We start from the raw sequence: 18,753 nt of genomic DNA on the forward strand, positions 1-18,753 counted from the left end.
GGTTCCTCCGTTGGTCACAGGGCGCGCCCGGGCGGGGGCGCGCCGACGCTGTCGCGTACGACGATGTGGGTGCCGAGCAGATGGTGGGCCCCGGCGGCGTGCTCGGGGTCGCGCAGCGCGATGCGCACGGCGGCGCGGCCGAGTTCCTCCGCGGGGGTGCGGACGGTGGTGAGGGGCGGGTTGAAGTCCTCGGCGAGCGGGATGTCGTTGTAGCCGACGACGGAGATGTCGCCGGGTACGCGCAGTCCGGTGTCGGCGATGGCGCGCAGGGCGCCGGCGGCGACCATGTCGTCCCCGGCGAAGACCGCGGTGAACTCCCGTTTCGACTTCAGGAGTTCGGTCATCGCGCGGTGGCCGGCGGCCCGGCCGAGTCCGCAGTCGACGACGTGTGCGGACTCGGGCGGCAGTCCGTGCTCGGCGAGGGCGGCCCGGTAGCCGGCGACGCGGGCGTCGAGGGCGGTGTTGCCGGGCAGTCCGCCGAGGAAGACGATCCCGCGGTGGCCGGCCGACAGCAGATGGGCGGTGATGGCGCGGGCCCCGGCCTCGTTGTCGAACTCGACGACGAGCGCGGGGATCTCCGGGTCGGGCGCGGGCCGGCCACACAGCACGAGCCGGGCTCCGGAGGAGTCGAGGGCGTGGGCGTAGTGAGCGACGCGCTCGCGGTAGGCGTCGTCCTCGACGACCCCGCCGACCAGGATCACCAGCCGGGCGCCCTCCTCCCGCATGAGCTGCACGAACTCCATCTCGCGCTGTGCGTCGCCGCCGGTGGCGCCGACCACGCAGAGCCAGCCGCGGTCGGCGGCCTCGGCCTCCACGCCCTCGGCGACCTGGGCGTAGAAGGGGCTGGTGACCTGGCGGACCACTACGGCGGCCATCTTGCGGCCGCCGCCGACCAGGGCGCGAGCGTGCGCGTTGGCCACGTAGTCGAGGTCGCGGGCCGCGCGCAGGACCCGGGCCCGGGTCGCCGGGGGCACCGGGTGGTTGCCGCTGAGCGCGCGGGATGCGGTGGCCGTCGACACGCCCGCCCGCTCGGCGACCTCGCGGATCGTGACCCGTCCCTTGGACACCATGTCGTTCCCCATCCCCCGCGTCTCCTCTTCCGCCCACCGCTGCTCAGGTGTTGGCCGCGTAGTCCTTCGCGTACTCCTCGGCCATTCTGTCGCCGCCCCGGCTCCGCCACTTCTTCACCGCCGCCTCCCATTCGGTCAGCGGCAGCCGTCCGGCGATGATCCCGGTGATCGTGTCGTCCAGGAACGTCTTGAGGGTGGCGCCCTGGGAGTTGTTCGTCGCGGACTGGAGCCCGAAGGAGGCGTCGCGGATGGCGTGCGGTACGACCTTCTGCTGCCAGGTGTGCAGGGCGCGCACGGCGTCGGGCATGCCGGGCACGAACAGCACCTGGGGGCCTTCGGCGAGGTACTTCAGCGGCAGGTTGGTGTTGTTCTCGACCTCGCCGAGCTTGGTGAATTCGGGCGAGCCGTCCTTGCCACGGGTGAAGTGGACGCCCTCGACGCCGTAGTGGACGAGTTCCCACTCCTCGCTGCCGAAGGGCGCGGCGAGGTAGTCGAGGATGCGCAGCAGCAGTTCGATGCGTTCTTTCTTGGCCTGCTTCAGGACGGTGTAGCCGAAGGAGCGGCGGGCGGCCACGGTGCCGCCGGGCTCGCCGCCGACGCTGTACGGCAGGGCCGCGGCGGGGCTCATCTTGTCCTTGGACTCCCGGTACTTGGGCAGGTAGGCGCCGAATCCGTCCTGCATGGAGCCGACGGTGCCGTTGTAGTAGAGGGTCGTCAGGTCGATCTGGGAGATGGACGTGGCGTCGGGGTGGTAGGAGCCGTTCTTGCGCAACTGGGCCTGGAAGGCGATGGACGCCTTGTAGCGCTCGTCGGCGGGAGCCGGCAGGAAGGTGCCGTCCTTGGTGACGGCCCAGCGCTGGGGCGCGTTGTGGGCGGCGGAGTGGTAGGCGTTGCCGAACAGGGAGCCGTTGGCGGCGCCGAGCATGTATGTCCGGCCGCGGGTGCCCTGCCGGGCCACGGCGGTGAAGTCCTCGGCGGTCCAGCCCTCCTTCATGCCCGCGTCGGCGAACATGTCCTGGTTGATCCAGAGGGTGGAACCGGGCAGCGGGCGTTCCAGCGGGATGCCGTAGATGCGGCCGCCGATGCGGCCCATGTCGCGCCAGGCGTGGGTGGGGATGTTGGCGAGGTTGGGGTAGTCGGCGATCGCGTCGCCCGACAGGTACGGCGTGAGGTCCTGGGCGCGGCGCTGCACGAACTGCGCCTCACGCGGCAGGGTGAAGCCGGCGAACATGTTGATGATGTCGGGCAGGGCGTCGGCGTCGCCCGCCATGACCGTCGCCATCTTCTTCTGGTAGTCGGCCTGGGAGATGATCGTGTACTCGATCTTCACGCCGAGGGCCTTCTCGACGGCCGCCCAGAAACGGTTCTGCGAGGCGGGCTTGGGCGGGGTGCCGAACGAGACGGTCATGACGCGGACGGTGGAGCCGTCGCCCGGGGTGCGTGAGACGGACTTGACCAGGTCGGACGGGTAGGAGGTGTAGCCGGCCTGGACACCGGCGTCGGTGGGGGCCAGGTCGGGCTTGGGCCCGGCGGCGGGACGGTAAGCCGGCCAGGGAGCGAGCTTCTTGCCGGCGTTGGAGACGTCGCTGTCGCCGGAGTCCGAGGAGCACGCGGTCAGCAGACCGGGGACGGAGACGGCGGCGCCGCCCACCGCCATGGAGCGCAGGAGGGTGCGTCGGGACATGCGGGGCATGGGTGAACCACCTCGTGTCAGCTCTTGATGGCGCCGGTGAGCACGCCTTTGGTGAAGTACTTCTGAAGGAAGGGGTAGACGAGCAGGATCGGGACGGTGGCGATCACGAGCACCGCCATCTGCACCGTCTGCGGAGCGGTGATGGTGGCCTCGCCGGTGGTCGCGTCGGTGAGTCCGGCACCGGCCACCACATAGGTGCGCAGCACCTGCTGGAGCGGCCAGTGGCCGCTCTCCAGATACAGCGAGGCGTAGAACCAGGAGTTCCAGTAGGCGACGGCGTAGAACAGGCCGACGACGGCGAGCGCGGCCTTGGACAGGGGCAGCACCACCGACACCAGCACCCGCCAGTCCCCCGCCCCGTCCAGCCGGGCCGCCTCGTACAACTCCTCGGGGACCGACTGGAAGAAGCCGCGCAGGACGACCAGGTTGAACACGTTGACCAGGACGGGCAGCACGAGCGAGGCGTACGAGTCGAGCAGGCCGAGTTCCTTGACGAGCAGGAAGCTCGGGATCATGCCGGGCGGGAAGAGGAACGTGAACAGCACCAGCAGCAGGACGGGTTTGCCGCCGAAGACACCCGGGCGGGACAGCGCGTAGGCCAGGGTCACGGTGCAGGCGAGGCTGAGCAGGGTGCCGACGATCGTCACGCCCGCGCTGACACCGAGAGCGTGCGTGACGATGCCGCCGTCGAAGATGTCGCGGTAGGCGTCGAGCGAGGGCTCGCTGGGCCACAGCACCCAGCCGCCGTTGTCGACGACCTCCTGGGTGGATGCCAGCGAGGTCGACACGATCACCAGGAACGGCACGCACACCAGCAGCACGACCGCGGCGAGGGCGAGGGCCTTCGCGGCCTGGGTGAGCGGCCGGGGCCTTTCCATCCAGCCGGGCCGGGCGGACGCGCTCACTTGTAGACCCCCTGTTCGCCGAGGCGGTGGGCGACCTTGTTGGCCGCGTAGACGAGGAAGGCGCCGACGACACCCTTGAACAGGCCCGCGGCGGCCGCGAATCCGTAGTCGCCGCCGACGATGCCCTGGTAGTAGACGAAGGTGTCGATGACCTCGGCGGTCTCCGGGCCGACCGCGTCGCGTTGCAGCAGCATCTGCTCGAAGCCGACGGAGAGGATGTCGCCGAGCCGCATGATGAGCAGCAGCACGATCACCGGACGGATGGCGGGCAGGGTGACGTGCCAGAAGCGCCGCCAGGGTCCGGCGCCGTCGATGGCGGCCGCCTCGTACTGCTGCTCGTCGACCTGGGCGAGCGCGGCGAGGAAGATGATCGTGCCCCAGCCGGCGTCCTTCCAGATGACCTGGGCGACGACGAGCGGTTTGAACGCGTCGGGGTTGCCGATGATGTCGGCGGTGTGCAGACCGGCCCCGCTCAGGCCGCTGTTGAGCAGGCCGGTGTCCCCCAGGACCTGCTGGAAGAGCGCGACGACGATCACCCACGAGATGAAGTGCGGCAGATACGCCACCGACTGCACGAACCGGCGCACCGAGCTCCAGGTGAGCGTGTGCAGCAGCAGGGCGAGGCCGAGCGGCACGGGGAAGTAGAAGACCAGCTGGAGGACGGAGATCCAGAGGGTGTTGAGGACCGAGTCCCAGAACGCCGCGTCCTCGAACATGCGCTGGAAGTTGCCCAGGCCCACCCAGGGGCTGCCCCACAGGCCGTCGAACGGCACGTACTCCTTGAACGCGATGACGTTGCCGACGAGTGCGCCGTAGTGGAACAGCAGGAAGTAGGCGACGCCGGGCAGCATGAGCAGGAACAACGTTCGGCTCTGAAAACCTTTACGTTTGCGCTGCGTCCCGTCGGGATCGCGTCGGCCCGGACTCGCCCCCTTCGCACCTGCTCGTTCCCGTAAGGCAGTTGCCACGGCTCCCCCTCACCTCGGCGTGTCCGGTGAAGGGAAGTTAAAACGTTTGCACGGAGCGGTCAACACTTCTGACACAGACGGGACTTCACGCCTGAAGACGGGACTTCAGGCCGAGAGCAACCCCCGGCCGAACCAGTCGGAGGACGAGCGCACTCCGGGCAGGGCGAAGAAGTAGCCGCCGCCGGTCGGGGAGATGTAGTCCACGAGGGGTTCGTCGATCAGCCGGGTCTGCGTCGCCTCGAACTGGCGCCGCACGTCCTGCTGGTAGCAGCAGAAGACCAGACCCATGTCGAGGTTGCCGACGTTGTCGACGCCCCGATCGTAGTTGTAACCCCGGCGCAGGATGCGGGAGTCGTCGGTCGCCGCGGTGCGCGGGTTCGCGAGGCGGATGTGGGCGTCGAGCGGGATGGCCGTGCCGTGCGGGTCCTTGGCGTAGTTCGGGTTGTCGGTCTCCTTGGCGCCGTCCAGAGGGGCACCGGTGTCCTTGCGTCGGCCGAACATCTGCTCCTGCTCGGTCAGCGACACCCGGTCCCAGAACTCCACCAGCATCCGGATGACCCGGACGACCTGGTAACTGCCCCCGGTCGCCCAGCCGGGTTCGCCCTGCCCGTCGCCGACCCACACGAGGTGGTCCATCTCGCGCGCCGACGCGACGTCCGGGTTGGCTATGCCGTCCTTGAAGCCCAGCAGGTTGCGCTGGGCACCGCTGGGCCGCGGCACGTTCTGGAAGCCGTCGACACGCCATCGGATCTGCATCGCGCCCCGGGTGTGCTTGGCGATGTCGCGCAACGCGTGCAGCACGGTGTCCTGCCGGGCCGCGCAGATCTGGAGGGACAGGTCGCCGTGACACCCGGCGGGATCGAGGTGGTCGTTGGGGAAGGTGCGCATGGGTGTGAGCCGGCGCGGCTTCGCCTCGGCGAGTCCGTAACGGTCGTCGAAGAGGGAGGCACCGACGCCGACGGTCACGGTGAGCGCGTCGGCCGGGACGACCGGGCCGAGGATGCCGTTGTCCGAGGGCGGGGCGCCGACTCCCAGGTCGGTGGGGGTGCCGCCGGCGGTGAGGAAACGGGCCCGCTCGGTCAGGGTCCGCAGCAGGTCGGCCAGTTCCGCGCGGTCGTCGGCGATGACGTCGAAGGAGACGAAGGCGGCGGCCTTCTGCTGAGGGGTGAGGATTCCGGCCTGGTGGGTGCCGTGGAAGGGCACGGCGGCGGCGTCCGTCCCTTCGGCGGCCCGGGCCATGCCGTCGCCACTCTCAGCGAGCGCGAACCCGCCCCCGGCCAGTACGGCTCCGGCGGCTCCGGCGCCCACGGCCGCCTTGACGAAGGAACGGCGGCCTGCGTGGGCGGGGCAACCCGGCGGAGGCGTGTCAGCGGACGGCATGAGGGTGTTCCCTTCGGCGTGTTCGTTGTGCTCGCGGCGGCCGGTGCTCACGCGGACTTCCTGATCTCGAGCAGGTCCGGCACCGGCGACAGGTCTTCCAGGAGCTGTCCCGTGGCCCCGTCGATCCGCTCCTTCGCGGTCCGGCCGATCTGGTCGACTCGGGTCCAGCGGCCGTCGCGGTGCTCGGCGTCGAGCAGCGTCTGGAGTCGCGCGATGTCCGCGTCGACGGTGGGGAGCAGGTGCGGGGCCCGGGTGGTGAGCAACGGCCGGAGCACGGTGAGCAGTTCGCGCGTGCCGGCGAGATTGGCGTCGGCCGTGGCCAGTCCGGTGCCGCTGCCCTGGTCGGTGTCGCCGGTCAGCTCGAACCGGAGGGTGTTCTCCAGGATCTCGTGAGCGCGCAGGGGCAGGTCGGAGGCGTCGAAGTCCTGATGCGGGAAGGCCTTCCGCAACCCGGCGGCGTCGGCGGCGAGTTGGTGCGCCGGGCCCTTGAGCTCACCGGCCGGCCGGCCGTGCCACAGTCCGTACTCGATCCGCTGGAAGCCGGTGAAGTCCTTGTCGTGGACTCCGCCCGGCAGACCGTCGGGCCGGCCGTTGATCTTCTGGTCGAAGTCCTCGAAGGTGCCGTAGGCGGCGCCGAGGGAGGCGTAGGTACGGTGCGCGGTCAGCCAGTCGGCGCGCGCCGTGTCCAGGTGCCCTGCGCGGATGTCGCCGCTGAGCCTCCGGGTCTCGGTGACGAGGGTGGCCAGTCCCCGGTTCACGTATGCCTTGTACGCCCGCAGCGGTCCCGCGAGATCCCGCGCGGAGACGGGGACGACGGCCCCGGCACCGGCGGCGCCGCCGACCCGGACCGCCTTGGAGGTCACGGCCTTGCCGTCGGTGGGCACACAGCGCCAGGCGTACGTACCGCCCGCCACGGTGGCGACGAGATCCCGGGTGGTGCCGGGGGCCAGGCCCTCGATCTCGCCGTAGACCGCGTTGGTGGCCGGGTCGATGAGGTACACCTCGGACGTCTGGTCGCCGGTGTTGCGCATCTGGAAGGTCCGCCTCCCCGGCTCGGGCGCGGTGAAGCCCTGACCGCAGTCCGTTGCGGAGACTGCGACCGTCTCGCCCCCGGCGGGCTCGGGACGCGCCAGGGCGACGACGAGCCCGGCCAGGACGACGGGCACGGCAACCACGGCGACGGGGATGAGCCAGGCGGGGCGGCGGCGGGTGGGTGCGGGGGTGGGCGTGTGGGTGGGTTGGGGCGATGGGGCCTTCGCGGGCCGGGGCGGTGTCGCGGGCGCGGCCCCGGCGGAGGGCGGTGTCGCGGGCGCGGGCCGTGTCGGGCTCGGGGCCGGGGCAACTCCCCGCACCCCCCTCACGAACAGCGTCATCACCACGCCGAGATACCCGACGTACCCGGCCACCTGAAGCCACGTCATCGTCGGAGTCAGATTGAGCACGCCCTGGAGCAGGGTGCTGTACCAGGACCCTGCGTCGACGCTCCCGCTCAGGTCGACCGCGTAGGCCGTCCCGCCGGGCAGGACCCCGCCCTCCTGGAGGTCACGCAGCCCGTAGCCGAGCACGCCCGCGGCGATCACGATGAGGACGGCGCCGGTGGCGGTGAAGAAACGGGTGAGGTTGATGGAGAGCACCCGGCGGTAGAGCCCCCAGCACAGCACCGCCGCCAGAACGAGCCCGATGCCCGCGCCGGTCAGCGGCCCGGCCGACTCGTCCGCCGCGCGGGCCGTGGTCCACAGGAACAGGGCGGTTTCCAGGCCCTCTCGGCCCACCGCCAGGAAGGAGGTGAGGGCCAGCACACCGGCGCCCATGGTCAGGGCCTCGGCGACCTTCTCCTTGATCTCTCCCGCCAGACTGCGGGCCGAGCGGCGCATCCAGAACACCATCGCGGTCACGAAGGCGACGGCCACGATGCTCAGCGCGCCTCCGAAGGCTTCCTGGGCGGCGGTGGAGAGAGACGCGGCGGTGAAGGTGAGGACCGCGCCGAAGCTCATCGAGAGCGCGATCGCGGCCAGTACGCCGGTCCACACCTGCGGCAGACGGGACTTGGCGCCCGATCGCACGAGGGTGGCGACCAGCACGGAGACGATGAGGCCGGCTTCCAGTCCTTCCCTCAGCCCGATCAGGAAGCTGGGAAACGCGTCGTCCCACATGTGCTGCGGCCCTCCCGGCCCTCCGCCCCGGCCACCACGCGAGCGAATTAGCCAAGGCATGCCTTACCGACGCCGACCATCATGACCTCGGCTCTCTGGGCATCCGGTCATGAATGCCTCATGACCCGGCAAAAGTCCGGAGGCCCACGAGGTGCGGGCCCCCTAGGACCGCACGCCGAACCACTGTTCGGCGCCGAACTCCTCGAACCGCTCCACCTCGGCGAACCCCAGCTTCGCCGCGAGGCGCATCGAGCGTTCGTTGGCGGTCTGGGTGCAGAGCACCACCGGCTCGCCGGGAAGCGCATCGGCGAACCAGTCGAGTGCCGCCACACACGCCTCGGCGGCATACCCGCGTCCCCACGCCTCCGGCAGGAACATGTAGCCGAGCTCGGCCTCTCCGCCACGCGGACGGACGCGACCCGGGCGTTCCGCGTCACGCCGGTCGAGCGTGACCGTGCCGATCATCGCTCCGTCGAGGTCGATCACGAACAGGCCCGGGCGCCGCCCGGGCACCTCGGGCACCGCGCGTTCGAGCTCATCACGCGGTCGAGGGCCACCGAGGTAGGTCCGCACCTCCGGCGAGGCGAACAGCTCGATGAACGCCGCACGATCCCGAGCCTCGGACTCACGGAGCACGAGCCGTTCGGTCTTCATCGGGGCAGGTGGCCAGGCGACGGGTCCTAATCCGGTCATGGCGGGCAACCTATCGCACGCTCGGGGGAGTTATCCGGGAGAGAAGGCTCAGCCGAAGGCGCCCGGGTCCGAACCTTCGAAGACCTCCACACCCTGCTCCCCGAGAGCGGGCGGCGGCAGAGGTGGGCGGCCGGCGTTCGGAGACGAGACCGCCGCCGGAGGGAGAGAACACATCAGCGCGTTCAAGCGCGTAGGAGTCGTCGGCGCCGGGCAGATGGGCCGGGGCATCGCCGAGATCTGCGCCCGGGCCGGACCGGCGGTCCCGTGGTGCGACGTGACGGAGGACAGGACCCCCGCGCCGGTCCGGCCGGGATCGCGGACTCGCTGCGCCACGCGGAGAAGAAGGGCAGACTCCCCCCCGGAGGACCGCGCCCACGCCCTGGCGGGCATCAGCGTCACGGCGGAGGTGCCCATCCTCGCCGGGGCGGGCCTGGCCGCCGAGGCGGCGGTGGAGGACGAGGCGGCGAAGGCGGCGCTGTTCCGGAAGGTCACATCTCGGGGCACCGTGCGGACCATCACCGCGCAGGACCGCGCGGGCTTCGTCGTCGACTCCCTCCTCGTGCCGTATCTCCTGGCCACGATACGGATGGTGGACTCCGGAACGGCGACGGCCGAGGACATCGCACCGGCCTGACGGTCGCAAACGCCCACCCGATGGGGCCGCTGCGCCTGGCCGACCTCATCGGTCTGGACACGGTCGCGGCGATCGGTGAGGCCCTGTACGAGGAGTACCGGGAGCCGCTGTACGCGCCGCCGCCGCTGCGCCGCATGGTCGAGTCGGGCCCGCTGGGCCGGCAGCCGGGGGGGCTTCTTCGCCTGTCCCGCGCGCTGACGTCCGCGTGACACCCGCACGAGATGTCGCCATCCTCTTGACGCGTCAATGACAACAATGGCTTGATGCATGGGAGCGCTCCCACCTCGTCCAGGGAAGGGACCACCATGCGCAGAACCCGCCGCTCGTCCCCGCACTTACGGATCATCCCGGTTCTAGGCCTCCTGGCCGCCCTGCTCCTCCCCCTCGGCATCACGTTCGCGCCCCGGGCCACGGCGGCACCGGCGGCGGACCCCGTCCGCGTCATGCCGCTCGGCGACTCGATCACCGGCTCGCCGGGCTGCTGGCGGGCGTTGCTGTGGAACCGGTTGCTGAACAGCGGATACACGGACATCGACTTCGTCGGCACCCTCCCGCCGCAGGGCTGCGGACAGGCGCACGACGGCGACAACGAGGGGCACGGCGGTGAGCTGGTGACCAATGTGGCCGATCAGAACCTGCTGCCGGGCAGGCTCGCGGCCACGCACCCGGACATCGTTGTCATGCACTTCGGCACGAACGACGTGTGGAGCAGCATCACCCCGGACCGCCTTCTCGCCGCCTACACCAAGCTCGTGACGCAGATGAGGGCCTCGAATCCCGACATGCGGATCCTCGTCGCGCAGCTCATCCCCCTGAACCCGAGCAGTTGTACGGCCTGTGCGCAACGCGTCGTCGACTTCAACGCGCGGATCCCCGACTGGGCGCGGGCGACCAGCACCGCACGCTCCCCGATCACGGTGGTCGACCAGTGGACGGGCTTCAGCACGGCCACGGACACCTACGACGGGGTGCACCCCAACGCCTCCGGCGACGACAAGATCGCCGCCCGCTGGTTCCCGGCCCTGGCGGCGGTCCTCGACGCGGGCGTCCCGCAGGGCCCCGGCGGCCCGGGGGAACCCGCGGCCTGTACGGCGCGCTTCCGGGTTGTCTCCTCATGGCAGGGCGGCTACCAGGGAGAGGTGACCGTGACGAACACGTCCGCCTCCGCCGCCTCGGCCTGGACCGCGACGGTCGTACCGGCGAACGGCACGCGCGTCGGCCAGGTCTGGAACGGCACCCTCACCACGGCCGCGGACGGCACGGCCACCGTCACGAACGCGGCGTGGAACGGGGCGTTGGCGCCCGGCGCGAGCGCCACGTTCGGCTTCGTCGCCACCACCCCGGCAACGGCCGGCGCCCCGGCGGCGACCGTCACGTGCACGGCGAAGAGTTCCGCCGCCTGACACCCGGCACGGACCAGGACCGGCCCCGGCAGCACACTCGCCGCTCCCTCCCCAGGACTGGACGCGACCCGGAACAGGTCCCACCCCATCCAACCCCCACCTCTGGAGCCGCCATGAGACCCCGCACCGCCCCCACCCCGCGCGTGGCCACCGTGGCCGTCGCCCTCCTCGGCCTCCTGTTCTCCTTCCTCTCCCTCGGCACACCGGCGCACGCCGCGCCAACCGGGTTCCGCATCGACAACGGCCGACTGCTGGAGGCGTCCGGGAACGACTTCGTGATGCGTGGCGTCAACCACGCCCACACCTGGTTCCCGGACCGGACCAGCTCCCTCTCCCACATCAAGGCCAAGGGCGCCAACACCGTCCGCGTGGTCCTCTCCAGCGGTGACCGCTGGACCCGCAACGACACCGCCGACGTGGCGAACGTGGTCTCCCAGTGCAAGCAGAACCGGCTGATCTGTGTGCTGGAGGTGCACGACACCACCGGCTACGGCGAACAGAGCGGAGCCGTCACGCTCTCGCGCGCCGCCGACTACTGGATCAGCGTGCAGAGCGCGCTGACCGGTCAAGAGGACTACGTCATCGTCAACATCGGCAACGAGCCGCACGGCAACACCGGCTACACAGCCTGGACGGCCGACACCAAGGCGGCCATCCAGAAGCTGCGCAACGCCGGGTTCGACCACACGATCATGGTCGACGCGCCCAACTGGGGCCAGGACTGGGCGTTCACCATGCGGGACAACGCCGCCTCGGTCTTCGCCGCCGACCCGGACGCCAACACGATCTTCTCGATCCACATGTACGGCGTCTTCGACACCGCCGCCGAGATCACCGACTATCTGAACCGCTTCGTCACGGCCAAACTGCCCATCGTCGTGGGCGAGTTCGGCCACGACCACTCGGACGGCAACCCCGACGAGGACACCATCCTGGCCGTCGCCCAGCAGCTCCGCCTGGGCTACCTCGGCTGGTCCTGGAGCGGCAACGGCGGCGGCGTCGAGTACCTGGACATGGTCACGAACTTCGACCCGGACCAGCTCACCAGCTGGGGGCAGCGGCTCTTCAACGGCGCGAACGGCATCGCCGCCACCGCCAAGGAGGCCGCGATCTACTCCTCAGGCGGAGGCGACACCACTCCCCCGACGGCTCCCGGCGCTCCGACCGCGTCCGGGGTGACCTCCTCGTCCGCCACCCTGACCTGGGCCGCCGCCACCGACGCGGCAGGCGTCACCGGCTACGACGTGGTCCGGATCGGCGGCGGCGCCGAGACGGTCGTCACGTCCACGGCCAGGACGACCGCCACCCTCACCGGCCTGTCCCCCTCCACCTCCTACACCTTCGCGGTCTACGCCCGTGACGCCGCCGGCAACCGTTCGCCCCGCTCGGCCACGGTGACGTTCACGACCTCCTCCGGCGGCTCGACGGCGGCCTGCGGCGTCGGCTACCGGGTGACGAGCAGCTGGCCCGGCGGATTCCAGGGCGAGATCACCCTGCGCAACACGGGCACGTCGGCGATCAACGGCTGGACGCTGCGCTGGACCTTCCCGGACAGCCAGCGCATCACCAACCTCTGGGGCGGCACGGCGACGCAGAGCGGCTCCGAGGTCAGTGTCGCGGCCGCCCCGTACACCGCGACGATCCCCGCGGCGGGCTCGGTCACCCTCGGCTTCACGGCGTCCCGGGCGACGGCGAACCCCAGCCCGACGGCGTTCACACTGAACGGCGCCTCCTGCTCGGTGAGCTGAGCGGCCGTGTGCGACGGTGCCGGCGCGCTCCCGAAAGGCCGGGCGCGGCGGCACCGTCGCCACAGGGGTGATCCGCGGGTGTGATCCGCGCGACATCCACCCCGGAAAGCGGTTTACGTCGCTCCGCATGGGTCAGGCGGCGGGGATGTCGCACCGGCACCACACCGCCGTAACCCCGGCGAGACGCGTATCCGTCCGTCCCGGTTCCCCGCACCGTGCGCGGGAGGCGTGATGAGTGAGGACACCCTGCGCATCCGGGCCGTCGCGAGCACGGGCGGCGAGGCCGGGCCAAGCACGTCACGCGAGGCCGCTGCCCCGCCGAAGCAGGCCGGGCAGCGCGACGCGTTCTTCGACAACGCCAAGTACCTGGCGATCGTGCTGGTGGCCATCGGGCACGCCTGGGAGCCGTTGCGGGACGGCAGCCGGGCGGTCAGCGCGCTCTACATGGTCGTCTACGCCTTCCATATGCCGGCGTTCATCGTCATCTCCGGCTACTTCTCGCGCTCCTTCGACGCGAGCCCGGGGCGGGTCAGGCGTCTGGTCACCGGGCTCGCCGTTCCGTATGTCGTCTTCGAGACGGCGTACACGCTGTTCACGCGATGGACGGACCAGGAGCCCGACCGGCCCGTCAGCCTGCTGGATCCGCTGTACCTGACATGGTTCCTGGCGGCGCTGTTCATCTGGCGGCTGACCACGCCGGTGTGGCGGCGCGTGCGGTGGCCGCTGCCGACCGCCCTCGTCATCGCGATGCTGGCGACGCTCTCACCGTCCGTCGGCAACGACCTCGATCTGCAACGCACCCTTCAGTTCCTGCCGTACTTCGTCCTCGGTCTGCTGCTGAAGCCGGAGCACTTCCGGCTGGTGCGCCGCCGCTCGGCGCGTGTGCTGGCCGTGCCGGTCTTCGCCGCCGCGGTCGTCGTGGCCTACTGGGCGGTCCCGCGGATGACCGGTGCCTGGTTCTACCACCGCGACAGCGCCGAGGAACTCGCCGCGCCCGCCTGGTACGGGCCCGTGATGACGCTGGTGACCTTCGGCTGTTCACTGGTCCTGGTGGCCTGCTTCCTCGCGTGGGTGCCCGGGCGCCGGGCGTGGTTCACGGTGCTGGGCGCGGGCACGCTGTACGGCTACCTGCTGCACGGCTTCGTCGCCCAGGGGTCCAAGTTCTGGGGCTGGTACGAGCCGGCGTGGGTCCACCGGCCCGTGGGCGTGGCCGTGGTGACGGCCTTCGCCGCGGTGCTCGTGACCGCGCTGTGCACCCCGCCGGTGCGGCGGCTGTTCCGCTGGGTGATGGAGCCCGAGATGACGTGGGCGTTCCGCCGGGACGCGCATCAGCAGGCGCGGGATCGGAATGCCGTCCGCGAGGGAAGCGCCGTACACGGCTGACGCCAGGCGCTCCGCCTGCCCGTCCTGGCTACCCCTCCCGCGTGAGCCGGATCAGCAGCACACCGGGCGTGCGCGGCACGGACACCGTGAGCCCGTCCCCGTCCCACACCGCCCGGCCCGCCTCCGCGGAGGACGGGTGCAGGACCTCCGCGCGGACGGTCCGGCCCGCCAGGTGCCGGACGGGGACGCGGAGTTCGGCCGGTCCGCCCCGGCGCCAGACCGACAGGTACGCCGTGCGGTCACCGGGGACCGAGAGCCCCAGGGCGAGCCACTCGTCCGTCCAGCCGGGCAGGCCGAGCGGCCAGAAGGGCAGGGTCCGCGCGAGGTCCCCGCGGATCGACTTGTAGACCGCGACCGCGTCCCGTACTAGGGCCAGTTGGTGTTCCGGCATGCGGTTGAGGTGGCCGGAGAGGTGGATGCGGCCGAGCAGCGCCCCGCCCAGGGTCCACGTCGTCAGGTCGTCGTCGAACTCGGGCTGCGGGTAGGCCCAGACAGCGCCCTGTTCGGGCGGGACGGCGGTCGGCGCGGCGGCGGCGATGGGTGGGTAGCGCAGGGGGTCCTGCTGGTCACTGGTGGACTGGAGCTGGGAGACGGCCAGGGTGGCACCGTCCATGCGCATGCCGCCCGAGGCACAGTTCTCCACGACGAGTCCGGGGTGGCGGTCCAGTACGCCGGACAGCCAGTCCAGGTAGGCCTGGGCGTGGCCCAGCAGCCCGGCTCCCGGTGCGAGGTCGCCGGGTGCCTGGGTGCCGGGGTCGACCACGATGTTGTAGTCCAGCTTGAGGTAGCCCACGCCCCAGTCGCCGACGATCCGGTCCACGGTCTTGTCGAGGTGGGCGCGGGCGGCCGGGTGCCGCAGGTCGAGCTGGTGGCGGCCCTGTTCGGCCAGGCGCACGCCGTCGCGCTGGAAGAACGCCTCGTCGGGCAGTTCGGCCGCGACGGGGCTGCGCACCCCGACGACCTCCGGCTCCAGCCACAGCCCGGGCACCATCCCGCGCTCCCGGATCCGGTCCAGGACGGCCCGGATGCCGCCGTCGGGGAAGCGGCGCGGCGAGGGCTGCCAGGCGCCGACGCTGTCCCACCAGCCCCGGGTGTCGTCGTCGTACCAGCCCGAGTCGATGCAGAAGTACTCGGCGCCGGCGTCCGCGGCGGCGTCGATCAGCGGCAGGAGCTTGGCCGTGGTCGGGTCGCCCATCAGGGTGTTCATGTAGTCGTTGAAGACGACGGGGAGGGCGGTGTGGTCCGGGTGCGGGCGGCGGATCGCCCGGCGGTATGAGGTCAGGGCGCCCATCGCGGCGTCGAGGTCGGAGCCGAGTGCCAGGGCTCCGTACACGGTGGTGAACTCCTCGCCCGGGGCGAGCCGGACCCGCCACTGGTGTTCCGCGTCGGTGGGGCCGTTCAGCGCCAGGTAGGTGTCGTGTGCGCGTTCGCCCAGGTCCCAGCGCCAGCCGGCCGGGGACTCGACCTGCCAGGCCCAGGCCCGGCCGCCGCCGCGCTCCGTCAGCGCCCCCATGGCCAGATGACCGTCGGTGGGCCAGCTGCCGCGCCCGGTGAGGGCGAGGGCGGCCCGGCTGTCGTGCTCGTGGACGTCGACGTGGATGTCCGCGACGGCGGCGCGCAGCGGCTCGGCGTACCAACGGCACTCGGCGAGCCAGTCGTTGCGCGCCCGGTGGACGTCGAGGGCGTCGGGGGCGGGCAGGCCGCCGAGCAGGAGGCTGCTGACGGACTGGACGACCAGGGGCGCCCGGCCCTCGTTGCGGAGGCGGACTCGGGAGCGCAGGACGGGCAGTCCGGTGGGTGACGTGAGCTCGACGGACGCCGTCAACCCGGTGTCCGGGTCGCGGAGTTCGACGGTCAGCCACTCCCAGCCGTCGCGTCTGTCCGTGCGGTGGGTCCGGTAGACGAGCCGGGCGCCGAAGGCCGTGCCGGTGAAGCGGGGGCCGGACCAGCCGCTGCCGTGGCCGAGAGCGGTGAGCTCCACGAGCGGGAGCGCGGAGTGCGGGGTGGCGGGGCGATCGTCGTCGGGATGGGCCAGCCGGACCAGCCGCAGGGTCCCGTCGGCGGCGACCGCGAACCCGGCCCGGAGGCCTTGATGCCCCCAAGTGAACTCGTCCTGTCGCTGGTTGGAGTCCATGTGCGCCGCATCCGCCGTGCCGGTCAAGGTGCTCCCCCTCCTGACCCCGTCCCGTCCTCGGGGAGCGGAGGTCCGCGTGAATCCCTCGTTACGGTCTCTTGACGACCCAAGTGTGACCGGTCACAATCCTCGCATGAATGTGACCGGTCACACAAGGCGCCCGGCGAGCATCAGGGACGTCGCGACCGCCGCGGGGGTCTCGTACCAGACGGTCTCGCGGGTGATCAACGGCCATCCCAGCGTCCGGCCGTCCACCCGGGAGCGAGTGCTCGCCGCCATCGACGAGCTGGGCTTCCGCCGCAACGCGACCGCCCTCGCCCTGGCCAGCGGACGCAGCCGGGCCGTGACCGTGCTCACCGCGAACACCACCCACTACGGCTACGCCTCGATCCTCCAGGGCATCGAGGAGGCCGCCCGCGCGGCGTCGTACGCGGTCGGGATCGGGGTGCTGGAGTCGGCCGAGGACGCGGCCGTCGCCGCCGAGGTGCAGCGCGCGGCGGACGCGGGTGGCGGGATCGTCGTGATCGCATACGATCCGGCCGGTGTCCGGGCGCTGGAAGCCGTGCCCGCCGGGCTGCCGGTGGTGGGCGTGGTCGAGACCCCGGCGACCCCGCCCGGCGGCGACCGCCCGTGGGTGTGGGCCGACGACCGCGAGGCCGCCTACCAGGCGACCCGCCATCTGCTCTCCCTCGGCCACGAGACCGTGCACTACGTGGCCATCCCGTCCAGCACCCGCCGCACCAGCGCCCGCACCAGCGGCTGGCGGCAGGCGCTGAAGGAGGCCGGCGCCCCGGAGCCCCGCCCCGTGCAGAGCAGTTGGGGGCCCGCGGGCGGTCACGCTGCCGGACTGAAGCTGGCGAAGGACCAGTCCGTCACCGCGATCCTGTGCGGCAACGACGACCTCGCGCTCGGCGTGCTGCGCGCCCTGCACGAGACCGGCCGCTCGGTGCCGGGCGAGGTCAGCGTGGCCGGTTTCGACGACGCCCCGCACTCCGCCTTCCTCACCCCGTCCCTGACGACCGTACGCCTGGACTTCACCGGCCTCGGGCGGTCCGCGTTCGCCCTGCTGCACGGCGTGCTGGAGGAGTCCGCGCCGGTCGCGCCGCATCCCGTGTCCGTACCGGCACTGGTGGTGCGGGAGAGCTCGGGGCCGCCGCCCGCCGACGTCTGAACCACCGATGCCTGAACAACCCGAACGAGCCAAGCAGTTGTGAGTCCCGCTCCCTGAACCGAACCGCCTGCTCCGAAAGGCACGAGATGAAGACAAGAGCTCTCCCCGCCCTGGCGCTGATATGCGCCGCCGGCCTGGCCGCCACCGCGTGCAGCGACCCGACCGCCGGGGACTCCGGTTCGGACGGTTCGGACGCGAAGCGGACGGCGGTGAATCCGACCGCCCGGCTGGACGGCGTGAAGCTGACCATGTGGACCGCGCAGAACACGGTGAACGCGCCCAAGCAGGTCATCGACGCCTTCGAGAAAGCCACCGGCGCCAAGGTCGACACCCAGGCGATCCCGGACCTCTACGAGCAGAACGTGCCGACGAAGCTGGCCTCGGGCGACCGCCCCGACCTGATGTTCTGGCAGCCGTCCATCTCCACGCTGCCGTTCATCCAGCCGAAGCAGAACCTGCTGACCCTCGACGGGGAGCCGTGGGAGGCCAAGCTCGGCGACACCGAGAGGTCCCTCGGCGTCATCGACGGCAAGCGGTACGCGGCGATCGTCACCAGCCCCGCCATGCTCGGCGTCTACTACAACAAGGACGTCTTCAAACAGGCCGGGCTGAGCGAGAAGGACTTCCCCAAGTCCTACGACGACCTGCTCGCCCTCGGCCGCAAGGTCGTCGACAAGACCGACGCGGCCGCCTTCTACGAGGCCGGCGGCGACAAGTGGCCGCTCCAGTGGCAGATGCAGGTCCAGCTCACCGACCTCGACCGGCAGTGGTGGGCCGATCTGAACGCCGGCAAGAAGAAGTGGACCGACCCGGTCGTCGTCGGCGCGATCAAGAAGTACAAGGAGAAACTGCTCGACGCGGGGCTCGCCCAGAAGAACTACCGGACGGGCACCTTCACCGGGCAGGCCGACGCGCTGTGGAAGGGCGACGCCGGCATGGTCCTCAACGTCACGTCCTTCCAGAGCCAGTTGCAGGCCAAGTACTCCACCGCCGAACTCGACAAGAAGATCGGCTGGTTCCCGGTCGCCAACTCCTCGGCCACCGGCCTGTACTCCCCCGACCAGACCAACGGTGTCGTCGCCTTCAAGACCGGTGACGAGAAGCGGCAGAACGCGGCCCGGCAGTTCCTCGCCTTCTGGCTCGGCCCGGACTACCCGGACTACATCAAGACGATGAAGATCCCGTCCGTGCAGCCGTCAGTGCCCACCCCCGACGGCCTGCCCGAGGCTTCCAAGGAACAGGTGGCGGCCCTGCCGAAGGCCATCGGCGTCTTCCAGGCCAAGGCGATCGTCGCCCCCGACACGCACCTCTACCTGGCCGACATGATCTTCGGCAAGAAGAGCCCGCAGCAGGTCGCGCAGGCGATCCAGGACCAGTTCGCGCAGGTGGCCAAGGCCCAGGGCGCCCCCGGGTTCTGA

General features: G+C 71.3%; 15 protein-coding genes. 7 read left to right on the plus strand and 8 right to left on the minus strand.

Annotated elements, in window-relative coordinates:
* Positions 1–14: 14 nt before the first annotated feature.
* From ACZ6TU_RS32580 to ACZ6TU_RS32610, 7 genes are all read right to left on the minus strand, one after another.
* Entirely contained in the window at positions 15–1,082 is a 1,068-nt protein-coding gene (locus tag ACZ6TU_RS32580) for a LacI family DNA-binding transcriptional regulator (RefSeq protein ID WP_467678511.1), read from the minus strand.
* 31 nt (positions 1,083–1,113) lie between these two features.
* Positions 1,114–2,763 carry an extracellular solute-binding protein gene (locus tag ACZ6TU_RS32585; protein WP_467678510.1) on the minus strand — a complete coding sequence of 550 codons (1,650 nt, stop codon included), beginning with the start codon at positions 2,761–2,763 and terminating at the stop codon, positions 1,114–1,116.
* Positions 2,764–2,780: 17 nt separating this feature from the next.
* Positions 2,781–3,668 carry a carbohydrate ABC transporter permease gene (locus ACZ6TU_RS32590; protein WP_467678508.1) on the minus strand — a complete coding sequence of 296 codons (888 nt, stop codon included), beginning with the start codon at positions 3,666–3,668 and terminating at the stop codon, positions 2,781–2,783.
* Positions 3,665–4,519, minus strand: a complete 855-nt coding sequence (locus tag ACZ6TU_RS32595) for an ABC transporter permease (protein ID WP_467678676.1) — start codon at positions 4,517–4,519, stop codon at positions 3,665–3,667. Before ACZ6TU_RS32595 ends, ACZ6TU_RS32590 begins: the two co-directional genes overlap by 4 nt.
* 222 nt (positions 4,520–4,741) lie before the next feature.
* Entirely contained in the window at positions 4,742–6,016 is a 1,275-nt protein-coding gene (gene efeB, locus ACZ6TU_RS32600) for an iron uptake transporter deferrochelatase/peroxidase subunit (RefSeq protein ID WP_469552630.1), read from the minus strand.
* 47 nt (positions 6,017–6,063) lie between these two features.
* Positions 6,064–8,169 carry an iron uptake transporter permease EfeU gene (gene efeU / locus ACZ6TU_RS32605; RefSeq protein WP_469552518.1) on the minus strand — a complete coding sequence of 702 codons (2,106 nt, stop codon included), beginning with the start codon at positions 8,167–8,169 and terminating at the stop codon, positions 6,064–6,066.
* A gap of 162 nt (positions 8,170–8,331) precedes the next feature.
* Entirely contained in the window at positions 8,332–8,862 is a 531-nt protein-coding gene (locus tag ACZ6TU_RS32610) for a GNAT family N-acetyltransferase (RefSeq protein ID WP_467678506.1), read from the minus strand.
* 214 nt (positions 8,863–9,076) lie between these two features.
* On the opposite strand from ACZ6TU_RS32610, the gene ACZ6TU_RS32615 reads away from it, so the two are divergent.
* The 5 genes from ACZ6TU_RS32615 (at position 9,077) to ACZ6TU_RS32635 (ending at position 14,030) form a co-directional block, all read left to right on the plus strand.
* On the plus strand, positions 9,077–9,496 hold the full coding sequence (locus ACZ6TU_RS32615) for a 3-hydroxyacyl-CoA dehydrogenase NAD-binding domain-containing protein (RefSeq protein WP_469552520.1): 420 nt from the start codon (positions 9,077–9,079) through the stop codon (positions 9,494–9,496).
* A gap of 20 nt (positions 9,497–9,516) precedes the next feature.
* Positions 9,517–9,705: a 3-hydroxyacyl-CoA dehydrogenase family protein gene (locus tag ACZ6TU_RS32620; protein WP_467678502.1), complete on the plus strand. Its 189-nt coding sequence runs from the start codon at positions 9,517–9,519 to the stop codon at positions 9,703–9,705.
* Positions 9,706–9,801: 96 nt separating this feature from the next.
* Complete coding sequence (locus ACZ6TU_RS32625) at positions 9,802–10,899, plus strand: GDSL-type esterase/lipase family protein (protein WP_467678500.1); 1,098 nt, start codon at positions 9,802–9,804, stop codon at positions 10,897–10,899.
* Between the two features lie 113 nt (positions 10,900–11,012).
* Positions 11,013–12,647, plus strand: a complete 1,635-nt coding sequence (locus ACZ6TU_RS32630) for a cellulase family glycosylhydrolase (protein WP_467678499.1) — start codon at positions 11,013–11,015, stop codon at positions 12,645–12,647.
* 231 nt (positions 12,648–12,878) lie between these two features.
* A complete protein-coding gene (locus ACZ6TU_RS32635; RefSeq protein ID WP_467678497.1) occupies positions 12,879–14,030 on the plus strand; it encodes an acyltransferase family protein in 1,152 nt (383 codons plus the stop codon).
* 28 nt (positions 14,031–14,058) lie between these two features.
* On the opposite strand, the gene ACZ6TU_RS32640 is transcribed toward ACZ6TU_RS32635, so the two are convergent.
* A complete protein-coding gene (locus tag ACZ6TU_RS32640; protein ID WP_467678672.1) occupies positions 14,059–16,164 on the minus strand; it encodes an alpha-galactosidase in 2,106 nt (701 codons plus the stop codon).
* Positions 16,165–16,297: 133 nt separating this feature from the next.
* Here ACZ6TU_RS32640 and ACZ6TU_RS32645 point away from each other — a divergent pair, with 133 nt between their 5' ends.
* Both ACZ6TU_RS32645 and ACZ6TU_RS32650 read left to right on the plus strand, forming a co-directional pair.
* Complete coding sequence (locus tag ACZ6TU_RS32645) at positions 16,298–17,335, plus strand: LacI family DNA-binding transcriptional regulator (RefSeq protein ID WP_467678495.1); 1,038 nt, start codon at positions 16,298–16,300, stop codon at positions 17,333–17,335.
* An 86-nt stretch (positions 17,336–17,421) separates the two neighbouring features.
* Entirely contained in the window at positions 17,422–18,753 is a 1,332-nt protein-coding gene (locus ACZ6TU_RS32650; protein WP_467678493.1) for an ABC transporter substrate-binding protein, read from the plus strand.

It is taken from the genome of Streptomyces sp. NPDC052064 (assembly GCF_055585925.1).

Coding starts and splice junctions, on each gene's coding strand:
- ACZ6TU_RS32620 (WP_467678502.1), top strand. CDS start 9,517: ATGGGGCCGCTGCGCCTGGCCGACCTCATCGGTCTGGACACGGTCGCG.
- ACZ6TU_RS32580 (WP_467678511.1), bottom strand. CDS start 1,082: ATGGGGAACGACATGGTGTCCAAGGGACGGGTCACGATCCGCGAGGTC.
- ACZ6TU_RS32635 (WP_467678497.1), top strand. CDS start 12,879: ATGAGTGAGGACACCCTGCGCATCCGGGCCGTCGCGAGCACGGGCGGC.
- efeB (WP_469552630.1), bottom strand. CDS start 6,016: ATGCCGTCCGCTGACACGCCTCCGCCGGGTTGCCCCGCCCACGCAGGC.
- ACZ6TU_RS32625 (WP_467678500.1), top strand. CDS start 9,802: ATGCGCAGAACCCGCCGCTCGTCCCCGCACTTACGGATCATCCCGGTT.
- ACZ6TU_RS32615 (WP_469552520.1), top strand. CDS start 9,077: ATGGGCCGGGGCATCGCCGAGATCTGCGCCCGGGCCGGACCGGCGGTC.
- ACZ6TU_RS32650 (WP_467678493.1), top strand. CDS start 17,422: ATGAAGACAAGAGCTCTCCCCGCCCTGGCGCTGATATGCGCCGCCGGC.
- ACZ6TU_RS32630 (WP_467678499.1), top strand. CDS start 11,013: ATGAGACCCCGCACCGCCCCCACCCCGCGCGTGGCCACCGTGGCCGTC.
- ACZ6TU_RS32645 (WP_467678495.1), top strand. CDS start 16,298: ATGAATGTGACCGGTCACACAAGGCGCCCGGCGAGCATCAGGGACGTC.
- ACZ6TU_RS32640 (WP_467678672.1), bottom strand. CDS start 16,164: ATGGACTCCAACCAGCGACAGGACGAGTTCACTTGGGGGCATCAAGGC.
- ACZ6TU_RS32585 (WP_467678510.1), bottom strand. CDS start 2,763: ATGCCCCGCATGTCCCGACGCACCCTCCTGCGCTCCATGGCGGTGGGC.
- ACZ6TU_RS32595 (WP_467678676.1), bottom strand. CDS start 4,519: ATGCTGCCCGGCGTCGCCTACTTCCTGCTGTTCCACTACGGCGCACTC.
- efeU (WP_469552518.1), bottom strand. CDS start 8,169: ATGTGGGACGACGCGTTTCCCAGCTTCCTGATCGGGCTGAGGGAAGGA.
- ACZ6TU_RS32610 (WP_467678506.1), bottom strand. CDS start 8,862: ATGACCGGATTAGGACCCGTCGCCTGGCCACCTGCCCCGATGAAGACC.